The 18627-nt window shown below is 37.6% G+C and carries 10 protein-coding genes and 1 pseudogene; all 11 read right to left on the bottom strand.

What is annotated here, in order from left to right; genetic code table 11:
• Positions 1-191 (bottom strand): annotated as a pseudogene (locus ACFSTE_RS14900) (transposase); the annotation flags it as partial.
• 802 nt (positions 192-993) lie between these two features.
• Positions 994-5583, bottom strand: coding sequence for an RHS repeat domain-containing protein (locus tag ACFSTE_RS14895; protein ID WP_378298229.1), 4590 nt, complete (start codon positions 5581-5583; stop codon positions 994-996).
• 37 nt (positions 5584-5620) lie between these two features.
• Positions 5621-10642 (bottom strand): RHS repeat domain-containing protein, encoded by a 5022-nt coding sequence (locus tag ACFSTE_RS14890; protein WP_378253661.1) that lies wholly within the window; start codon positions 10640-10642, stop codon positions 5621-5623.
• A gap of 66 nt (positions 10643-10708) precedes the next feature.
• Positions 10709-11323 (bottom strand): hypothetical protein, encoded by a 615-nt coding sequence (locus ACFSTE_RS14885; protein WP_378253659.1) that lies wholly within the window; start codon positions 11321-11323, stop codon positions 10709-10711.
• A gap of 2 nt (positions 11324-11325) precedes the next feature.
• The gene (locus ACFSTE_RS14880; protein ID WP_176027045.1) at positions 11326-11868 is read right to left on the bottom strand and encodes an OmpH family outer membrane protein; all 543 of its coding nucleotides are present in this window, start codon (positions 11866-11868) and stop codon (positions 11326-11328) included.
• A 238-nt stretch (positions 11869-12106) separates the two neighbouring features.
• Positions 12107-12625, bottom strand: a complete 519-nt coding sequence (locus tag ACFSTE_RS14875) for a hypothetical protein (protein WP_378253657.1) — start codon at positions 12623-12625, stop codon at positions 12107-12109.
• Positions 12609-13820 carry a hypothetical protein gene (locus tag ACFSTE_RS14870; protein ID WP_378253655.1) on the bottom strand — a complete coding sequence of 404 codons (1212 nt, stop codon included), beginning with the start codon at positions 13818-13820 and terminating at the stop codon, positions 12609-12611. Before ACFSTE_RS14870 ends, ACFSTE_RS14875 begins: the two co-directional genes overlap by 17 nt.
• Positions 13820-16039, bottom strand: a complete 2220-nt coding sequence (locus ACFSTE_RS14865; RefSeq protein WP_378253653.1) for a type II secretion system protein GspD — start codon at positions 16037-16039, stop codon at positions 13820-13822. The genes ACFSTE_RS14870 and ACFSTE_RS14865 overlap by 1 nt, the downstream gene beginning before the upstream one ends.
• A 112-nt stretch (positions 16040-16151) precedes the next feature.
• Positions 16152-17573 carry a GspE/PulE family protein gene (locus tag ACFSTE_RS14860; protein ID WP_176027049.1) on the bottom strand — a complete coding sequence of 474 codons (1422 nt, stop codon included), beginning with the start codon at positions 17571-17573 and terminating at the stop codon, positions 16152-16154.
• Positions 17570-18046, bottom strand: coding sequence for a prepilin peptidase (locus ACFSTE_RS14855; protein WP_176027050.1), 477 nt, complete (start codon positions 18044-18046; stop codon positions 17570-17572). The genes ACFSTE_RS14860 and ACFSTE_RS14855 overlap by 4 nt, the downstream gene beginning before the upstream one ends.
• A 3-nt stretch (positions 18047-18049) precedes the next feature.
• A complete protein-coding gene (locus tag ACFSTE_RS14850) occupies positions 18050-18613 on the bottom strand; it encodes a prepilin-type N-terminal cleavage/methylation domain-containing protein (RefSeq protein WP_378253650.1) in 564 nt (187 codons plus the stop codon).
• Positions 18614-18627 lie beyond the last annotated feature (14 nt).

Raw genomic sequence — 18627 nt, 5'->3', positions numbered from 1 at the left:
ATAAAGTGTATATGGCTCGGCATAAAGCAATAACAGTATAATTCAAAACCTTTGTGTTTTCTGCAATAGCTTACACTATCTGCCAATACATCAAAATAGACCTGCCTTGTAAAAACATCTATCCAATTGACCGTAGCAAAACTGACAAAGTATAAACCTTTTTTATTATGAAATTTGTAGTTTCTGCTCATACGTCTAAAATAGAAAAAACAGTCACATTTTTTACAAACATGACTGTTTTTGATTTTATTTTTTACTTGAACCTGCTTACTCAAACCCTTCCAATCTTTGCCGCCACTAGTTTTGAAAACTAGCGGGAGCGCATACTAGCGGCAGCAGGGGATTTTTTATAATAAACCTACGGATATAAGGTACAAATCCGCGTTATCTGGTTCGAGCGCTAGTGAACTTGCTAATGACGATAAAAATACCATTACCAAGATCATTGATGCTTTTATACGAGATACCAAAACCAAAAAAGCTTACTCTGCATAAAAAACAAAACCACGACCTATTCATAAAATAGTTCGTGGTTGTTTATATTTTAGTTTTGTTTTGCCAAGCTTTGACGGCACGAGCCAGAGGCATCGCGCTAGCCGTTACTTAGTTTTGCTCGCGCCAGCGGGGGCTTTTATACGCGATACCAAAACCAAAAAAGCATACTCTGCATAAAAAAAACAGCCACAACCTATTTTACAAGATTGTGACTGTTTTACTATTTCTATTATTTTGACCTATCTTCTTTAATCATTCCTCAAAGTCGGGAGACTTTACGGAGCGGGCGGGTTAGTTAAAAAATAAAACTATTATAACAATAACAAAAATGACAAAACCAATACCAGTATAATAATTGTCAATATCATTTTCAAATGCATTTCTATTTTTGAAATCAAAAGTTTTCCATATATCTGTAAATACTACATTTTTCTTCAAAAAAAACCTTTTATACAAAAACCTTATAATTGCTCCTATAAACTCTAATATTATCATATTTTATTCATCAAATAAGAAATAATTTAAAAGATTCCTATAATCATCTAACGCAAATCCATAACCTATTGCTTTATCCATTTGTTTTAACACTATAGGGGCATTTTTTACAAAACTATTATGTTTTTTCAACATTTGTTTCCGAGCAGTTTTTCTAATACGTCTTGTAGAATTTGCTTCCAAATATACCCTCCAATCGTGAGAAGTAAAAGTTTTTAAACTCTTAACACTTTCTTTGGCCATTCTTCCCATTCCTTTTGTTGCAATATCAAGTAATCCCATGAGAGCTTCATCTGTAGTGGCTGGAGCTCCTGAAATACGCCTTAAATCACCTGTAAGCATTCCATTAAGAAATACATATGCTCCATCAACTGTTCCGTAAGTAGATTCAGCACCAAAGTGTAAAAGAGCATCAATAGCTCCCTCAGAAGGTGAATCTCTCCAATAATCAAATTGAGTTAACAAATCAACATTTTCTATGTATCCATTAAAACGAGAATGTAAAACATTTGAGTCTGCTCCAAAATTTGAAAATCCTTTGAAGTTACTATTTACGACATTAAGATCGCTTTTGTTGAAAGCAAGAAAAGTTCCAGTACTACCTTGATCAATTCCAATACCATATTTCTTATCACCTTCAAAATCAGTAGTAAATCGTTCTCCTTTGAAACCATTTCCAACCCATCCCCAAAATTGCCCCCATTTGGTTTTCCATCCCCCATCAGGATCAATACCATTAATAGGGTCATTCCCCATCCCTAGATATGGAGAATTATATTGCCCATACGGATCAGGACTTAACCACCGTCCAATCCTGCTATCCCATAACCTCAGTTCAAAAGCTTCCTTCCCGGTTTCCGGGTCTTTTTCCTGCCCTTGGTAGGCATACCTGTAATCCCCTTTTAGGTTCCGGTTTGGCATTGGCATGCCAAAAGGGTAATAATCTGTTTTGGTCAATGCTATTGGGGTTCCTGTAGTTGTTTTACTAACCACCGCCCGGACATTGCCCAAATGATCTGTCAACTGATAAAAATTAGCCCCGCCTCTTTTTTGGACCCCGATACGCCCGGCTCCGAACAGGGTGTATTCTTCTAACTGCCCATTGCGGTATATGACCATTGTATTTCCTCCGGCATCGCGTACATAGTGCTCAGTATAACTAAGAGTTCCATTAGCATAAGCTTCTTTTCGGACCCGCTGCCCTCTATCATTGTAAAAGAACTTAAGCCGCGGACTTCCTTCTTCATGAATCTCTGTCACCAACCCACTGGCATTGTAAAGATAGTCAATTTTTTCACTTTCATTTCTCGTGAGTTGCCCGATACGATTGTACCGATAGTTATCAGCCGGCTGAGAGCCGATATCAGCTGCTCCTGCTACATCCCCGGCAGCATCTGTAACCTGTGTCAACTGATTGGGTTTTGCCTCCTTATAGATATAGGTCAGCTGATCCATCGCATTGTTTCCGTTTTCGGTTTGCTTAGCACGATGCAGGGTCTGGATATTTCCATTGGCATCATAGGTGATTTGATCCACCGTATAATCGCCTTGAGCATTCAGGGCTAATGTTCCTGCATTGATACTCCGGGTTTCCCGATTACTCCCTGCAGTAATACGGGCACTAAAACGACTCCCCTGCTTGGCGTGAAAGCCGGGAATCAAAGTAATGCTCTTATTGGCAGATAAGTGCTTGGCCTGTCCGCTATTCAGAATGTCATTTACTGAAGGAAGGTGGTCATCAGGAGAGGGAATGGCACTGGTATTTTCATCGATGATCACAGGGAGACTTGCCGTATCGGCATTAAATGTTCCATATGCTGCTTGTTGTAACCAATTATTGCGATCATAGGTATATGAATAGGTATGTTCTGTACTCATTCCTCCGGTAACAGGGGTATCTGTACTATTCCATCGTATTCCTTTGATGTTTCCATTGTATTGATCTACTCCATAGCTGGTACTTTTGATATTTCGCAATGGTCGGTTAAAATCGTGGTGGTTATAGTCAATAATCATCCCAAAAAGGTCATTGGCATCTCCTCCCGGATCATTACCGGCAGAGAGACTAGGGTGATTGATTGCTTTTAATTGCCCGGAAAGATTGTATACATAATCAATTCCCTGCAAGCCCCTGGCAATATTGGTACGTTTTAAGGCGCCGGTTTCATAATAGGTATAAGCGGCATGCTCCATATAATTCGTTCCATTTTTTGTAGTTTCTACCTTAAGTAATTGCCCGGTATCCGGATCATAGCTATATCGGTGCATAAAGCGCTCCGCACTTTTATACTTCTGGTAATCTACCTGCGTCACCTGTCCGCTTACGGGATCATAGGTATAGTCAATAGTTTTGGTTCCCAATCCCTGAATATATTGCACCATATTTCTAACCCGTCCATATATATCATAACTATACCAGCTGATGGTCGTTTCCGGCAGGGTATAGGTCATGGCTACATTACCAGCTAAAAAGGTAGCCTTATAGGTTGCTTTTTGCGTACTGTTCAATCCCAGTTGTGTCAGGGCTTCTTCCAGGGTTCTGGAAGGTGCCGTAGTACCTGCGGGTACTGTCTGCTGATCATAAACGGTAAAGTGTTGTTCTTTTCGGGTTCCGGCAGGAAGTGCCGCATCCGGATCGGCTGTTGCAAAGGCAGTACTTACCAATACACCACTTTCTACAGAACGTCCTCTGTGATCATAATTGGTATAAGAAAATTCCTGAGGGGTAGCATGGGCTTGTTTACTATTCTGCGAAAAGCGAATCTGACCATCTTTCCGGTATTTAAAATCCGCTGCTCCTTCATCCGGACTCTCACTTTTAGTTAGTTGTCCTAATGCATTATATGTAAAGGTACTTTTCAACTTTTGCTGAGCATGATCCCGTAATGGTTGATAAGAAGCAATCAATTGCCCTGCCTTATTATACTCCTGTAAACTGTAATCATAATAATTTTCCGGGTAGGTAATATGAATAGGTGCACGGCTGGTATCCCCACCTGTATATGCAATCCTATAAAAACCACTGGGTAAACTGCCGAATGCTGTACTGGTGGTTGTTTCGGTAATCAGGTTGTATACATCAAAAAGCGTATTGTTTGATAACACAACGCCTACATCATTTTTTACTACAACCCCGCTTCGCCCCTTAGGAATGTGTATATCCACATAGTTTTGTTCCCGAATCTGTACGGTAGCCGTTCTATTGGCTGCTTCGACATCTCCACTACGAGCCGCGGCCAGGGTCCTGCCTTCTGCATCTGTAAATACAACATTTTCTTCTCCATGCACATCCCTGCTTACTGTTTTTAAAATCGTATAGTTATTATACTTAGCATCGCCAAAAGCAGCTGTGCTCGATAGTTCCTGTCCAGCAGGCATCGAAAACACATATCCGTTTTTCCAATTTCCGTTAATTCGGTTTCCTCCTAATGTCTTTTTAACCGCCCCGGGGGTAAGTTCACTATAAATGGTTCGGGTATAAGGACGGGTAGTAACATCCTGATAAGCCTCTCCCTGATTCTGTGTACTGTAATAGTGTCCTAGTGTATTGGACTGGGATCCTACGGTTTTCGGGTTTTCCGGACTGGTTTCAAAATCTTCGGCTATATATATATCGCCATTAGATTTTTTGATAAAATCCTCCCGATAAATAAAATCCAGGTCAATTTCTCCATTGGTCGGAGCACTCATCGTTTGCAATGCAGGTCTTCCCTGTCTATCATACAAGATCTGTGAGGCCCAGGTTTTTTTAGTCTTGGGGTCAACAGACTGGGATTGCGTAAGTTTTCCTAATGTATTAAAATATGTTTTATTTTTCCCTTTCACTTGCTCCTGAACATCATAGGTAGTGGTTGTAATGGTATTCCAGGGTTCTCTTATATTCCCTGCAGCAGGACATCCATTGTATACTCCATATACATCAGGGCAGATATCCCCCGCCCGTCCTATAAAATTATCAGGTCTTGTACAGCGTAATCGCGTATCATTCGGGTCTCCAAAACCATCTTTATCCAGGTCTTTATACCAGAGCTTCAGCGTCGCTGTTTCATCCGTATCGGCACAGTCATCGCGGTTCTGCACATAATTATTTCCTTCTGCATCCGTAGGCTTCTCACATTGTTTGATCCCGGGATGTTCTTTATCTCCGCTACCATCTCCATCTCTATCGACATACCAGGTAAAAGATTTAATATGCCGATCGGTATCATCACAATCTGTATTATTAGAAACATAGCGTTTGTTATTGAGTGTTGGTCGCAAGACACTTCGTATCGGAGAAGCATTGTATTTTCCTTCTGTATCCTGATCCCCGTCGATATACCAGTTTTTTTCTACATTGGTAACATCAGGATCATTATCATCCTGATCCCCATAGACTAAGGCGGTATAATAATTAGATGGATTCGGAGTCGTGTCCGGACATAACTCAATAAAACTATGAGCAACTCCCATTCCATCACGGTCATAATCATAATAATAACGTACCGCACCTTCGGTACACTCCCCATCAATCGGACCGATTGGAACTCCTCCCTGAGCCATCATCCCCAAAGAGAAAAGCAAAAATGATATATATACTATAAAATGTTTCATACTTGTACTGTTTTGTTGGTCTGCTTCCTGATTCTTATTATTCATTAGGGCTTATTGGATCATCCCCCCCGATGAGCTGACATTGCGAGGCAGGAACCTGAAATGTATTGGTTGTCGTCACGGTTTCGTTGGTACTGACATCTTTTACGCTGAGGCTGACGTTGATTGCACCACATTGGTAACCATAAAATACATTGCTAGCAGACCAGCTTCCATTATTCCATCGGTATTGGTATTCTCCAGAACCATTTTGTACGTTTGCCTTATACACAATCGGGTTAGCACTCTGAGAAGTATCCAGACTGATAGATGCACTAATCGGTGGATTGATAATCTCCGGATCGATGACCCCATCACCATCCTGATCCAGGGTAATCATGGATTTATAGGAATAATTTGTTTCTGCTGCTTTTTTGAAGCCTCCTGTTAATCCGGGAGCGTCCACCACCTCTACAAAAGTTTTGATCAATCGACCGGCATCGTCATATTCATATCGGGTAGCCAGATTATTGGATCCTATGATATGCGTAAGTTCATCCCATTCATTATAGACATAACTAGTCATATTACTTTCTACCGGATGAATTCTAAAATCATCGGCATAAAAAATCCCCTGAGCGGCTTTGATGGCTATATTTTGCGTACTAATCGTAAAATCTTCGTAATGATTTAGCAAAACCCAATCCTTAGCATCAATACGCTCTCCATTAAAAGGTTTTACTTGCCCATTAACCGAAACTCTGGCATTTGCTACATTTGCTTTATCTACCCAAACTGAAATTTTATATTTTCCTGCTCTGTGTTTCCCTCGCTGCATGGTTACCTTAAATGACTCAATCGAAGTATTTACTTTTACGGAATAAGATCCCGTATGAGACTTTTCTGAGGTTTGTCCAATACCGTTCCCAGATGCCCCTGCAGCTCCAACACCTCCGTCAAAGTAGTATGGATTAGGATAACGATACTCTGCTCCTGAATAATACATTTCGGAATATTTAGCATCTGCAATGGCTATAATTTTAGATTCCTTATCCCCCATTTTTCTACTAAAAAAGTTATTGTTGATATCTGATGTTTGCAATGGGGTCGAATAATGATCGTATCTATCAATAGAAGAAGTCTTAACCCACTTAGGGTTGGTTTGTGCTTCTGTCCATTTAAAATTGTCGTCTATTCCCTGATAATTAACATAAGCTCCGTTAGCATCAATATCCCCTTTCCATGTATACACGGCATGTTTTCTCCATATTTTTTGTGTTCCTTCTACTAACGGTTCTGTTATCTCTTCCTGTGTATTCATATAAAGCCAGTCATTACTCCAGGTCGTAATTCCTGCTCCTATGGTTTTCCATTCATTGCCTACTTTAATCTGTGCCAGACTCAATGCCTGTTGAGATAACATGTTCTTATTTGTCAAATTATCCGCTTTAGCCCCCATTTCTGTATACTTATGGAAAGCGGGAACAACAACGGATTTTGCCTCAACATTATTAGCTAGTATTGATCTTGTTTCTATATTTTGACCTGTCAAAAAATCATAGGTATCAAAATAAGAAACAGATTCCTGTCCTTTTGAATAACTTAATGTAGACTTTAAAACATTAGGAAGGCTTGTTTTGCTTGATGAGCTTAAGTAATTTTTTTGTACGACTCCTTTTTTTCCTTTTTTATATATCTTATTGGTCTCCTGAATTGCTCCTTGCTGTATTTCTTCTATTGAATAGTACTCATTTTCTATTTTAGATAAAAGTTGTCCTTTTCCATTATAACTTTTTTTAGAAATCATACTACCAAGAGATGCTGTATGATCAATAAGCTCAAATTTTGAAAAATTTATTAAATGATTCTCTCCATTAATAGTGATATTTTTATCTATATTCTGTGTTTTTCTCAAAGAAAGGCTCTTTCCTAATTCAAAACCATTACTTTTTTCTGTCATTTTTTTCAATACATTAAAATGGTATACATTTTTATGCTTGACATTATTCGTTGCATACTTATGTGCCACTTCGACATACTCATACATTACAGATGGAGATGGGATATCTCCTATAAACTTAACTTCTTTTTCTTTCTTAGAAGGGGCATAGGAAGTAACACCTGAAGAGGTATTCGTTCCTGGAATGTTATACCTATAAGAGGTAATATATCGCTCTCCTTCTAGTTCTGTATAAAGGTTCTTCACGCGTATTCCTCCTCCATTTTTGTTTGTTTCTGAAGGAGAAGTTATTGCTGCTTCATACTGAAACTTATCTTCTTCATATTCAATATTTATAGAAGCTCCTAAAGGAGTTATAATTTTATTTAAGCTCCAACTTTGAGGCGAGTTACTTATATACCCCCAATCGTCCTTTAGATTCTTATTAAATGGTGTGTTTATATTCTTATAGCTAAAGCTATATGGAGGAACTAAAGCATTTCCATTTCTACCTGAGAAAAACAACTTTTTCAAAGTAAGTCTTCCTGAGTTAGCAGAATTAGGAGAATTTTTAGCTAGTTCATATGAGGTTTTAAACTCTATAGTTTTGATTACATTATCAATTTTATGGCTTTGCTCAATAATATCTTTGGAATCAAGAATGTTTCGAAATAAATTTGCTTTCCAATTTCTATTAGTAATTAAATTAGATAATTTACCTAACCTTTGCCCAAGTATACTAAATTGCTCATAATATTCATCTATTTTTATTTCCCCTCCTATAAATTCTGATTGTTCTGAGGAATTTGTTTTACTTATTGTTTTGTTTAAACCACTATTTTTTAATAAAATTATCTTATCTAATTTAAGAGATCTTTGGGGGTTTAAATTAAGAAAAAAAGTATGTGTTGATTCGATACGATGCGTCCCATCTCTAGGCAGAATTTTGTCATAAATCCCTGAAAAGTATGTTTTACCATCATCTCCTATATAAAATGAGTTAATATGTATATCATTATATACTTTAGGATTATCCTTTGTCCCTACATTTAATGTAGAAGAGGAAGACATATTATCTAATCTTGGTGATTTAACAAATAATGCGGTATGCGTTCTCGTTTTTATTTTATCCAAATAGTAGATTTCTTTTATACCCCATTCGTAAACTTTAGTTTTTTCTGAAGCTTCATACCCATTTTTCGGGGTTCTCCAACCAAACCCTTCGCTCCACATACCATAATCAAAACCAACCCAATATCCGTAGTCCCCTTCATCAACTAAATAATTATTATTCAAATCTATATAATCTGGTCCTGTTATCGCAGTTAATAGCCAGTGGGTAGCATATGGTTCGAGTTGTTGTTCTTCAAAAAAGTGTTTATTTAAATCATTATTTATTTCAGATGTCCTAGAAAATTTTTCATGTTGGTATACCGGTAACGAATAGTGATATGTTTTTCCATCTGGAGTTGTTACTTGATACGCTCCTATTCCTTCTTTCGGAATTCTTTCTCTTGTCCTATTAAATGAATATGGTTTTAATATACTAGAAGGATTATCTATTATTTCTTGATTGGTGAAAGTTTCTATATAAGATCCTTTTCTCATTCTTTTACTATTAGAATTATAACCATTATAGTTTTTTCCATTAATAGTAAGTAAAGAATTGAAAGAAGGGTTAGAAGTATTAAGATCAAAAATACTATTCAATGTATTTCTTGATAAATCCCAATGATCTGAGCTAACTTTTAAAAACGAAGAGTTTTCATTATTAAAATAAAAATGAATGTCATTAATATTTTTTGTGAATCTATCCCCAGTCGTTCCTAGCGGATAATCATAAGAAACAGAGTTAACAGTCCCTCCTTCATTATCTGTTATTTTTAGTTGATTTAGTAAAATAGCATCTTCAAAGATATAAGGTTTAATATTACCAGATATTCCTTGACCAGAAACAGAATAGCTATCATAAGATATTCCAGAATAGTATGCTTCATTACGAAGGAATTTATTATCACTCCTATAAAAAGACTCATAGGAATCAAATGCTACTTTATAATCAAACAAAGTATTATTTAGAGAGTTATTAGTATTTCCTGCATATAACGCCCCATTAAAAATATAGTAATCATTTTCATAGACCCAATATTTAGTTTTGTTAAATGTTGCCTTCAAACTAGCTAAACCACCAGAAATTGGTATAGGGATATACGCAGTAAAGGAGTTATTTAAAATGGAAGTTTGTTTAGATATCGATTGAAAACCACTAAGTTTAAAATGATACCCTATCATACTTCCGCTTAATCCATTCCGAGAACTTAATGAAATACCCGTACTTAAATTTTTATCAGTATTAGAAAATAGCGAAGCAGATATAGAAGCATCTAATGTCGTATTACCATTAAGAAAACTCTGATTTATTGAGCCACTTAACCCTACTCCAGAACTTACATTATCACCATTACTAAGTAATGAGGCGACACTTATTCCTAAACTAGCCCCTGTAGTACTAAGACTTCCTGAAAAAGGACCTACCCCTCCTGTTATTCCTACTCCAAATTGACGAGAGTTTTCCCCATTAGAAGATTGATTTTCCGAATAACTGGCATAAAGTCCTGCTGAAAAAACACCTTCTCCCCATCCGACATTTACCCCTCCTGTATATGAATTAAACGTTCCTCCTTCATCATAGAAAACAGTATATTTTCTTTTATTTTTCCAATCATCAGGAACACCAGAAACATATCTGTTAATCGCTCCTGGATTTAAATTCCACCCGAGTCCTACCCAGGAGGCCTCCTGGTCCATTGCAATCCCTGCATGGTACGCCAATGCCAGGGGGTATCCTCCTTCTGGAGAAGGCACATTGAGTAATGGTAATACATAGGACATGTCTCCGGTTAATAAATTAACCATATCGGTTGCATCTACCGGTTCAAAAGAAGCGGCTTCCGGAGCATTGGGACCATTATTATTAGCCCATAGCTGATTGTATGGAATAAGTGTTTGCAAAAAAACACAGACAAAAAACAAAGCAATGGCTCTATGGGAACCTTTTGTTTTTTGAGATGGTATGTCTTTTGAAGATGACTCTCTGGATACGCCTAATGACATAAAAGTCTGTATGATTGTTTTCTTCATAGGTCGGGTGTTGTTTTCTGTAGTCTTCTGTTGGTAATAATTCTATTTTTAGTCGTGTTGTTCTGATCAAAAACGCAGGGTCGGTGCTGAACGGATAATGTCGGTCGGGATTTTAAACCTGACTTCTCCGGTATTCAATCCCAGATCTTCTATCGTTAGATTAATATACTCCGCATTCAATATGGCTGCTTCTTTGGGATATACTAATAACATGGTAGTGGCTCCACTCATACCGTACATTCTTGGATAGTTATAGTCAGCCAGTGCAATTGTATCTTTGGAAGGGGTAAAACAATGGATTTTTTCTTCCATTCCAAAGGCTAATTGATTGACCATCGCGCCAAATCGCTGTTTGTCTCCTGTTACTGTATTGAGTAATTCTTGCTGGTTCTTCGCCATTGATAGTGTGAAGTACAGATACGGGGTGTATTTAGATCTCAAATCGTCAATCACACGTGGTTCTTTTTGTTGTCCTCCTAATTCCTGATCGACCAGTAGATCGGTAGGTTTATAGGTGATCGTATAACGTACCCCTCGAATCATTTTGGTATGAGTATATCCGTTTTCGGGATCCTTCAGATAGGTCCATAAAGCTTCTTTGGTATCAAAAGTAGTTTGCTTACAACTGCCAAATATCATACATGCTCCCAAAAGGATAAATGTATACAGAATGCGATTCATAATTATCTATTAAGGTTTCCTTCGAACTCAGCATTTAATGCGGTTAATATGGTTTCCGTCAGATCAGCCGTGGTTTCTCCATACATAATAGTTCCACTTCCTGTTGCCCCAAAGATGATGGTATGCTTATGTTTTTTTCCATATTCTTTGACAAAATCATTAATATCATTGATAACCGTTTGAGTCATTTTTTGATCTTCCTCCTGCAATTGCTTCTGAACGGCTTGCTGATAATTACTGAGTTGTTGTTGTTTAGTACTTAGTAATTGCTGCTTTAATGTGATTTCTTTTTTGGTCATACTACTTCGTTCCTTTTCGTACCCCTTTAAATCTTTTTGCCAATCGGCTATCAAACTATCGACATTGGCTTTCATCGTAGCAGCTTTTTTATCAAAAGCAGCTTTCTCAATACTGGTTCGCTTGTATCCATCTAACAATTTATTGACATCTACATAGACCAGCTCCGTTGTCGTCATCGAAAAGAAAAAAGAAGCAACAGCTGCAACTAATGCCAGTATTGCAATAGGTAAGGCAAGTTTATTCATTGTTATGATTAGTTATTTTTTGTTTCCTCATACGATGGCTATCAAGTAAATCTGGATAACCTACACCTTTTATAGAAGGCAAAAATAAAAGATGTAAGGGATTTCCCTGTTCTTTTTAAGTTGTTTTTCCTGTCTTTGCAGTAAATTGTTCACAAACACAACCTAACTCTCTCAAAAGCAAATTAATACCCTTCATAATTTTATACAACTCTTACTACAAAAATCTAATAAACGTGTATTAATTAAGTCGTTGCAGCAGCACCTGACATTGCAGGTATTGTTTTCTGGTTTTGTAGTTTTTCTTTTTTATAAATCCGGCTGATACGATGTTTCCATAACTATAACGTTGTTCTAATTGATACAGAATATGCAGTAAGGAACGATAATCTCCTTCTAGTGTAAAATTATAGGTTGTTGTGGTCTTTTTAGATACTTCTTCTGTAAAAATATGAGGCTTCTCAAAAGTAGTGATACGTACCTGCGTACTATCCGACAGGCGATTGAGTGTCGCCAGAAGATTATTCTGTACAGAGTTTCCCGCTACGTTGTTTTTTTCCAGAATCTGATCCAGTTGTTTCTCCTTGGCTGCCAGAGCTGCAAGTTGTGCCGGGGCATTCTGATACTGTGTTTTTTGCTCAGTTAGTTTGACCACCTCAGATCGCAGTGCCACGGTTTTGGAAAAACCATATTGATACGCGATATATGCCAGTAGCAATAACCCTGTAATGAGGAGTCTGTTTTTAGTGCGTTGCGTCATCTGTAAGATTTATAATTAGTTCAAAATCTGCGCTATTTTTTTGTTGAACCCCATAGGATATAATGGTAGTTTTTCTTACAAAATCCAAGCCTTCAATTGCAGCAACCCAATTGGTAAAGTCCTGCTTATCAATTGCTGTTCCAGAAATACGGATTTCTCCCTGATCAATATGGATTGGTTTTCCAGGATGTATAGTTTTTCTAAGTGGCTGATACATGCATGTATTAAGCAATACTGTACTGGGAATTCTATAGATAAGTTGATCCATAAAATATGAACTTTTAGAAAAGCCAGTCCCAAGAATACTCTTGACAATTGCTTCTTTATTGGCTACTACTGTTTGTTGCTGTTTGATACTTTCCTGTTGATTCGTATATACTTGCAGGGTTTCCTGCAGGCTCTGCCATTGTTTGTAATTACTGTTAAACACAAAAAAATTGATTAGCAAAGACACTAACAGCACTCCAATTCCATATTGAGCAATTTTTTTGAACGTAGCTACTTCTTGATATACTCTGGTCAGATTTTTATTTCTATCCTCCAGGTTTCCCGTAATGGTAGCTGTTGCTGTAATAGCCCGGATAGCAGTAGCCAGTGGCAAGGTATGTGTACTGGGTACTCTAAGGCTTTCTATCTCATAAGTTTCTACTACAGATGCTTCTTTTTCTGCTACAAATTCCACTTCCTTATTGCGAATACCAACTACTGCTGTTTGTGTATACAGCTGTGTATCCCCGCAATAGGGAGCCAAAACTCCGATATTAGTAACCCCCAAAGAGACATCCTCTATATAAATTCCCTGCACCCGGTACGCTCTAATAAGCTCTTCTACATACGCCTTCCTGCAGATGGCTATATAAGACTGGGTACCTGTTTGTAAAATCTGGTAATAAAAAGCGTCTAGATCCAGATTGGGATAGGTCGCTGCAATAATCTCCGTATCCGTACCTGTCTGAGGGCTTTGTTTTAGTAATACTTCTTCTGTAGTCAGCGTCAGTCGTGCCTTTTTTACAGGGGGAGATACTGTTTTTAATTCCTTGATTGTAGCTACTGTAAACTGTGTCGTAAGATCGATTTCCTCTTTTTTCTGATGGACAACGACTCCCTGAATACATAAAGTCCCTTCCTGATCAGAATGCTCCAAACTGTATATTTTCGTTCCTAACGGGCGATATGACAAAAGACGCGCTATCATTAATAAAAAACAGTCGGTTTAATGATTACATTTAATTTTCTTTTAGAGTCTTCTCGTTTTCGCTTGCTAAAAAACCATTTAATGATGGGGATTTTAGATAAAAAAGGAACTCCAGAGCCTGAATTATTTTTAATTTTTCGTTCGATTCCTCCCAGAATAGCCACATCATTAGTGCGCATCCTCATAATAGAAGAAAAACGCCTGCTATTGATATCCGGTGGAGCGTCTTCTGCAATTCGCTCTCCGCTAAAATTAGATTGAATCACCTGAATATCAAGTGTAATCTGACCATCTCCAGAAACAAAAGGTTTAAATTCCAATGCCAGTTCTGCATCAATAGGTTGGTAATTCACTACCTGAGAAGTCTGTGGAATTTGTGATCCAAAAAAGTTTTGATTCGTAACAGCATAATAGGTAGTTTGTCCACTAGACAGGTATGCTTTATGTCCATTAAGCGTACTTAATTTTGGTGTCGATAGGATCTTCAGATTTCCATTGGTTTCCATCGCCTTGATATCCATATAGAAATTAGGAACAACATTCCCCAGATTAAGCGATCCAAAACCATCAAAACCACCTATAATACGGTTAATTGTTTTAGCCCCCAAAGTAATATTAGCGTCCGGAAAAGAAACCCCTTCGGTTGCTACCGGTTCTTTCCCGATTCCAAATTCTACTCCGGTTTCAATGGTCGCACTTCTGCTTACTTCCAATATCATGACTTCTATCAGGATCAAAGGAACCGGTTTATCTATATAGGTTACAAATTTTTTGAAATTTTCTATTCGGGCACCAGGACCGCTTACAATAAAACTATTGAGTTCGGTATCAACCTTGATATCTAGTCCCCTGGTCACACTCTGTGGAAATAGCGAATGAATATTTCCTACCTGACTGGCAGTGCCTGCACTGCTTGTTCTGGAGTTGTACGAATTGGTATTTCGTGTATTTTGAAACCCGGAGTTTCCGGAATTTCCTCCTATATAATTGGTACCACCCGATACAAAATTCGAACTTCTCAGACTCCCCGAATTAAATCCGGCAGCGGGAGATGGATCTCCTAACATGGCAATCGAGCGATGCATCATCTGTACCATTTCTATTTTTCGGATTGCGAGCTGATCTTCGGTTCCAAAATAATATATATTCCCTTCTTTCTTAAACGTATATTCTTTGGTGGCTGTGGTTGACCTCCCTGTATTCGCTCCTGAATTCGTATTATTTTGAGCATATGAACTTCCGCTGGTACTATTATTAGAAATCAATGGAGTATCAACTGCACTTCCCTGCTGAAAGATTTTTAGCAGTAATTCATCAAAGGAAATTGCTTCTGTCTTTAATGTTACATTCCCTGCACTCTCTAGCGGGGATGCTATATAAATGTCTAATTTTAAATCTTCTGCCAAGGGAAGAATTACTTCAGAAATTGGTGTGTTTTCCAGATGTACTCTTACCATTTTCCGGACTGTATCTAATATCTGATACCGCTCATTGTTTCGATAACGTCTTGATCTGCTAAATCCGGAAGTTCCCGATCCGTTTTCGGCATTATACACTCCTTCAAACTCATAAAACCCATCTTTGGTTTGTGAAAACTCCAATTGATTGGCTTCTGCTAATTTCCTCAAAGCAACATCAATAGGCACTTTACTAATAAACAGATTGAGATTTTTACTACTAAGTTCTGGTGCATATAAAAGATTCTTTCCTGAAACCTCTGTGATTTTCCGAAATACCTTTGGTAAGGGATCATTAGAAATATCCGTAGACAAGGTATTGCTTAAAGCATCATATGATACCTGTATCTCTTTTTCTGTCGGAGCAATAACCGGAGGGGTATATTTTTTTATGGATAAAATAGTCCCTGTAATCATTATATCTAATTCATATTCTTTTGCCACAAATAGCAAAAGATCATGCACTGTCACATCTGAAAATCCATTGACAATTGAAATTCCGGAGAGCTCCTGAGATACACTGATGTTGATTTTATGTACCTGAGAAATAGCTTTTAAAAAATTAGCCAAAGAGGTACTGGATAAGTTGATATTAACTTTTTCCGTGAGACCGGGAACATCTACGTGCAACAGCTGTAGTTTATTTTCTATACCAGCGATTCTGGCATTGGTCTGATTCATCGTTCCCTGTGGCAACTGTTGTGCATAAGAGATAAGGCTCAAGTGAAGGACACAGCCTAGAAGGAATACAATCTTTTTCATCCGTTTAGCGTTGTTTGTTGAGCCATCAAATGGCAGGACAGCTTGTCCATCTTACTTGTATATCGGGTTATTTGTTTATATTTCATCGTATCAAAACTATCTTATTCTCGTATTACTGTTTTGCTAATAAGGCATATACTTCATCTACAGAAGTAACCCCTTCTCTTACCAATCGAATTGCATTGTCCTCTAAGGTGCTGATATTATGTTCTGACAGATATTCATCAATTTGCAGTTGATTACTTTTTATAGCTTGTTCCAGATCCTTGGTAATTGGTAGTAATTCATAAATTGCTTTCCTTCCTAAATATCCAGTGTGATAACATTGATTACACCCTTGCGCAATATAGTATTTCTTAAGGTCTTTGGGGATATCATAGGTAAGGGGAAAATCCGTAGTTTCAGTATTTTTTTCTTTTTTGCAATGAGGACACAGCTTTCTTACCAGTCGTTGGGCAATACTCATGGTCAAGGTACTGGCTATTAAAAAGGAAGGAACATTCATGTCGATAAGACGAGAAATGGTCGCCCAGGCGGAATTAGTATGAATTGTCGATAACACCAAATGACCTGTTAATGCTGCTTTGATCGCCATATTAGCCGTTTTGTCATCCCGGATCTCTCCTACCATTATAATATCCGGATCTTGTCGTAAAAAAGCACGAAGTGCTGCCGGAAAATCGAACTCTATATCTTCCCGTAGCTGTACCTGATTAATCCCTTCTAATGTATATTCTATAGGATCTTCTATAGTAAGAATATTAGACGTTTCCTTATTTAATTCTTTTAAGGTCGCATATAAGGTTGTTGTCTTTCCTGATCCTGTGGGACCAGAGATCAAAATAATTCCCTGGGGTTGTTTACTGGCTTCCCGGTACTGAAGTAACTCATGGGCAGTGAACCCTAAATCGGTAAGGGAAACCTCTTGTGTGTTCCGGTTTAATAAACGCAATACAATCTTTTCTCCGTGCAGGGTAGGCATGGTCGATACCCTAATATCAAATTCTTCTGTTCCCGCTTTAAAAGTAATACGCCCATCCTGTGCTAATCGCTTTTGAGAAATATCTAATCCGGATTGTATTTTTATTTGATTGATCAGCTGTGGATACTCTTTGTTTGAGATCGTATATTGTTCTTTTAATTTTCCATCCAGACGAAATCGTACCCTACAGAACTTTTCATAGGGTTCCATATGAATATCACTACTTCCAAAATCTTTTGCTGTAGCGATTAGTTTCTGCAAAAAATTGTCCTCGTACTGAAGTTTCTCCTGAGCTGCAGTGGTTGTTTTTCTATAATTCAGGGTAAGGTATGACTGAATAGCCTCCGTCGTTTCTTCTGTAATTTGTATGGCACTATTAAAGATGATAGACAGTTCTTTCTGCAGACTTTTGGGTTGTTTTGAATCAGAAGCAAAAACAAGTGTTGTTCCCTCTTTTTTTATTGGTATAATCCGATAGTGAAAGGCCTGATTGGAAGTAATCAGCTGTTTTAAGTGCACCGGTAGTTTATACGTTGCGGATTCTTGTGTCATATCAGATATAAGTTAATAAGCCCGCCCACCCAATTTACCGAAAGAAGTATCAGTAAAAACAAAGAGGCAAAGCCAGCAAGTGGCGCAGTGTTTTCAGAAGAGAATCTCTTAACTGCAATCCATAAAATCAGTGAAAAAAATATAGAAAATACAAGTATTACCAAAAATGATATCGTAGGAAACCCAATAGCTACGGCATACAGGAACAGAACATCTCCCAATCCGAATACTTCTTCTAAGAACTTTTTTTTGATAATCAAGACATTATACAGGTATAATATCCCAAGAATGACAGAGACCATAGCAATATTAATCCCTACTGCATTGATAAAATGTATAAAAAGACTATGTTGATAATGAGACCATCCCAGTAATGCAGCCAAAGCGGGAAAGAGAAACCAATATACTTCTCTGGCTTTTATGTCCTGATAACTAATAACTATCAAATGTATCAAAATCAACGCCTTCAGCATTCTTTAATCTTTTATAAGTTGTTTCGGGCTCCCTTTTTCATCAATCTCCCATACATTAAAAACCCCGTCTCCATCAAAATCTACCACAGCAGATGCACGTGCCTTAAAGCCAGACATACTGGCTTCAATGATTTCATAACTGTAATTAGCCGTTCCGCCATTTTTTACTGTTACCGGAGCCTCATAGTTGATTTCATTAAAATCGGAGCTGTACTTAGAGTTTAAGTAACGATATTGGGTCTGCATATTACTGATCGTTTTCAACTGTATTTTTGCTTCCTGTGCCTTTGTTTGCGCAATCAAAGGAAGGAAATTTGGCAGTGCTATCAAGAGGAGAATCCCTATTAATGCCAGAACCAGTAACATTTCCTGAAGGTTAAATGCCTTTACAGTATGTATTTTATATCTCATTTTCATATAACTTATAAATGTGACAGAAGCACTCACAAAAATATGTTTTTTTGACCATTCAGAAAGCGTTGCGCTTCCAAAAGAGTCTCTTAATTTCTGTAGTTGCAATACTTTATTGATAGTGATTTGCTTTTTATGTCTGCTATGATGTATCAAAATTATGTCTCGGT

Origin of the sequence: Aquimarina hainanensis, assembly GCF_042684685.1 — a bacterium.
In the GTDB taxonomy this organism is placed as follows: Bacteria; Bacteroidota; Bacteroidia; order Flavobacteriales; family Flavobacteriaceae; genus Aquimarina; species Aquimarina hainanensis.
The sequence above is the reverse complement of the archived record's forward strand: the minus strand, read 5'-3'. Positions and strand labels throughout refer to the sequence as shown.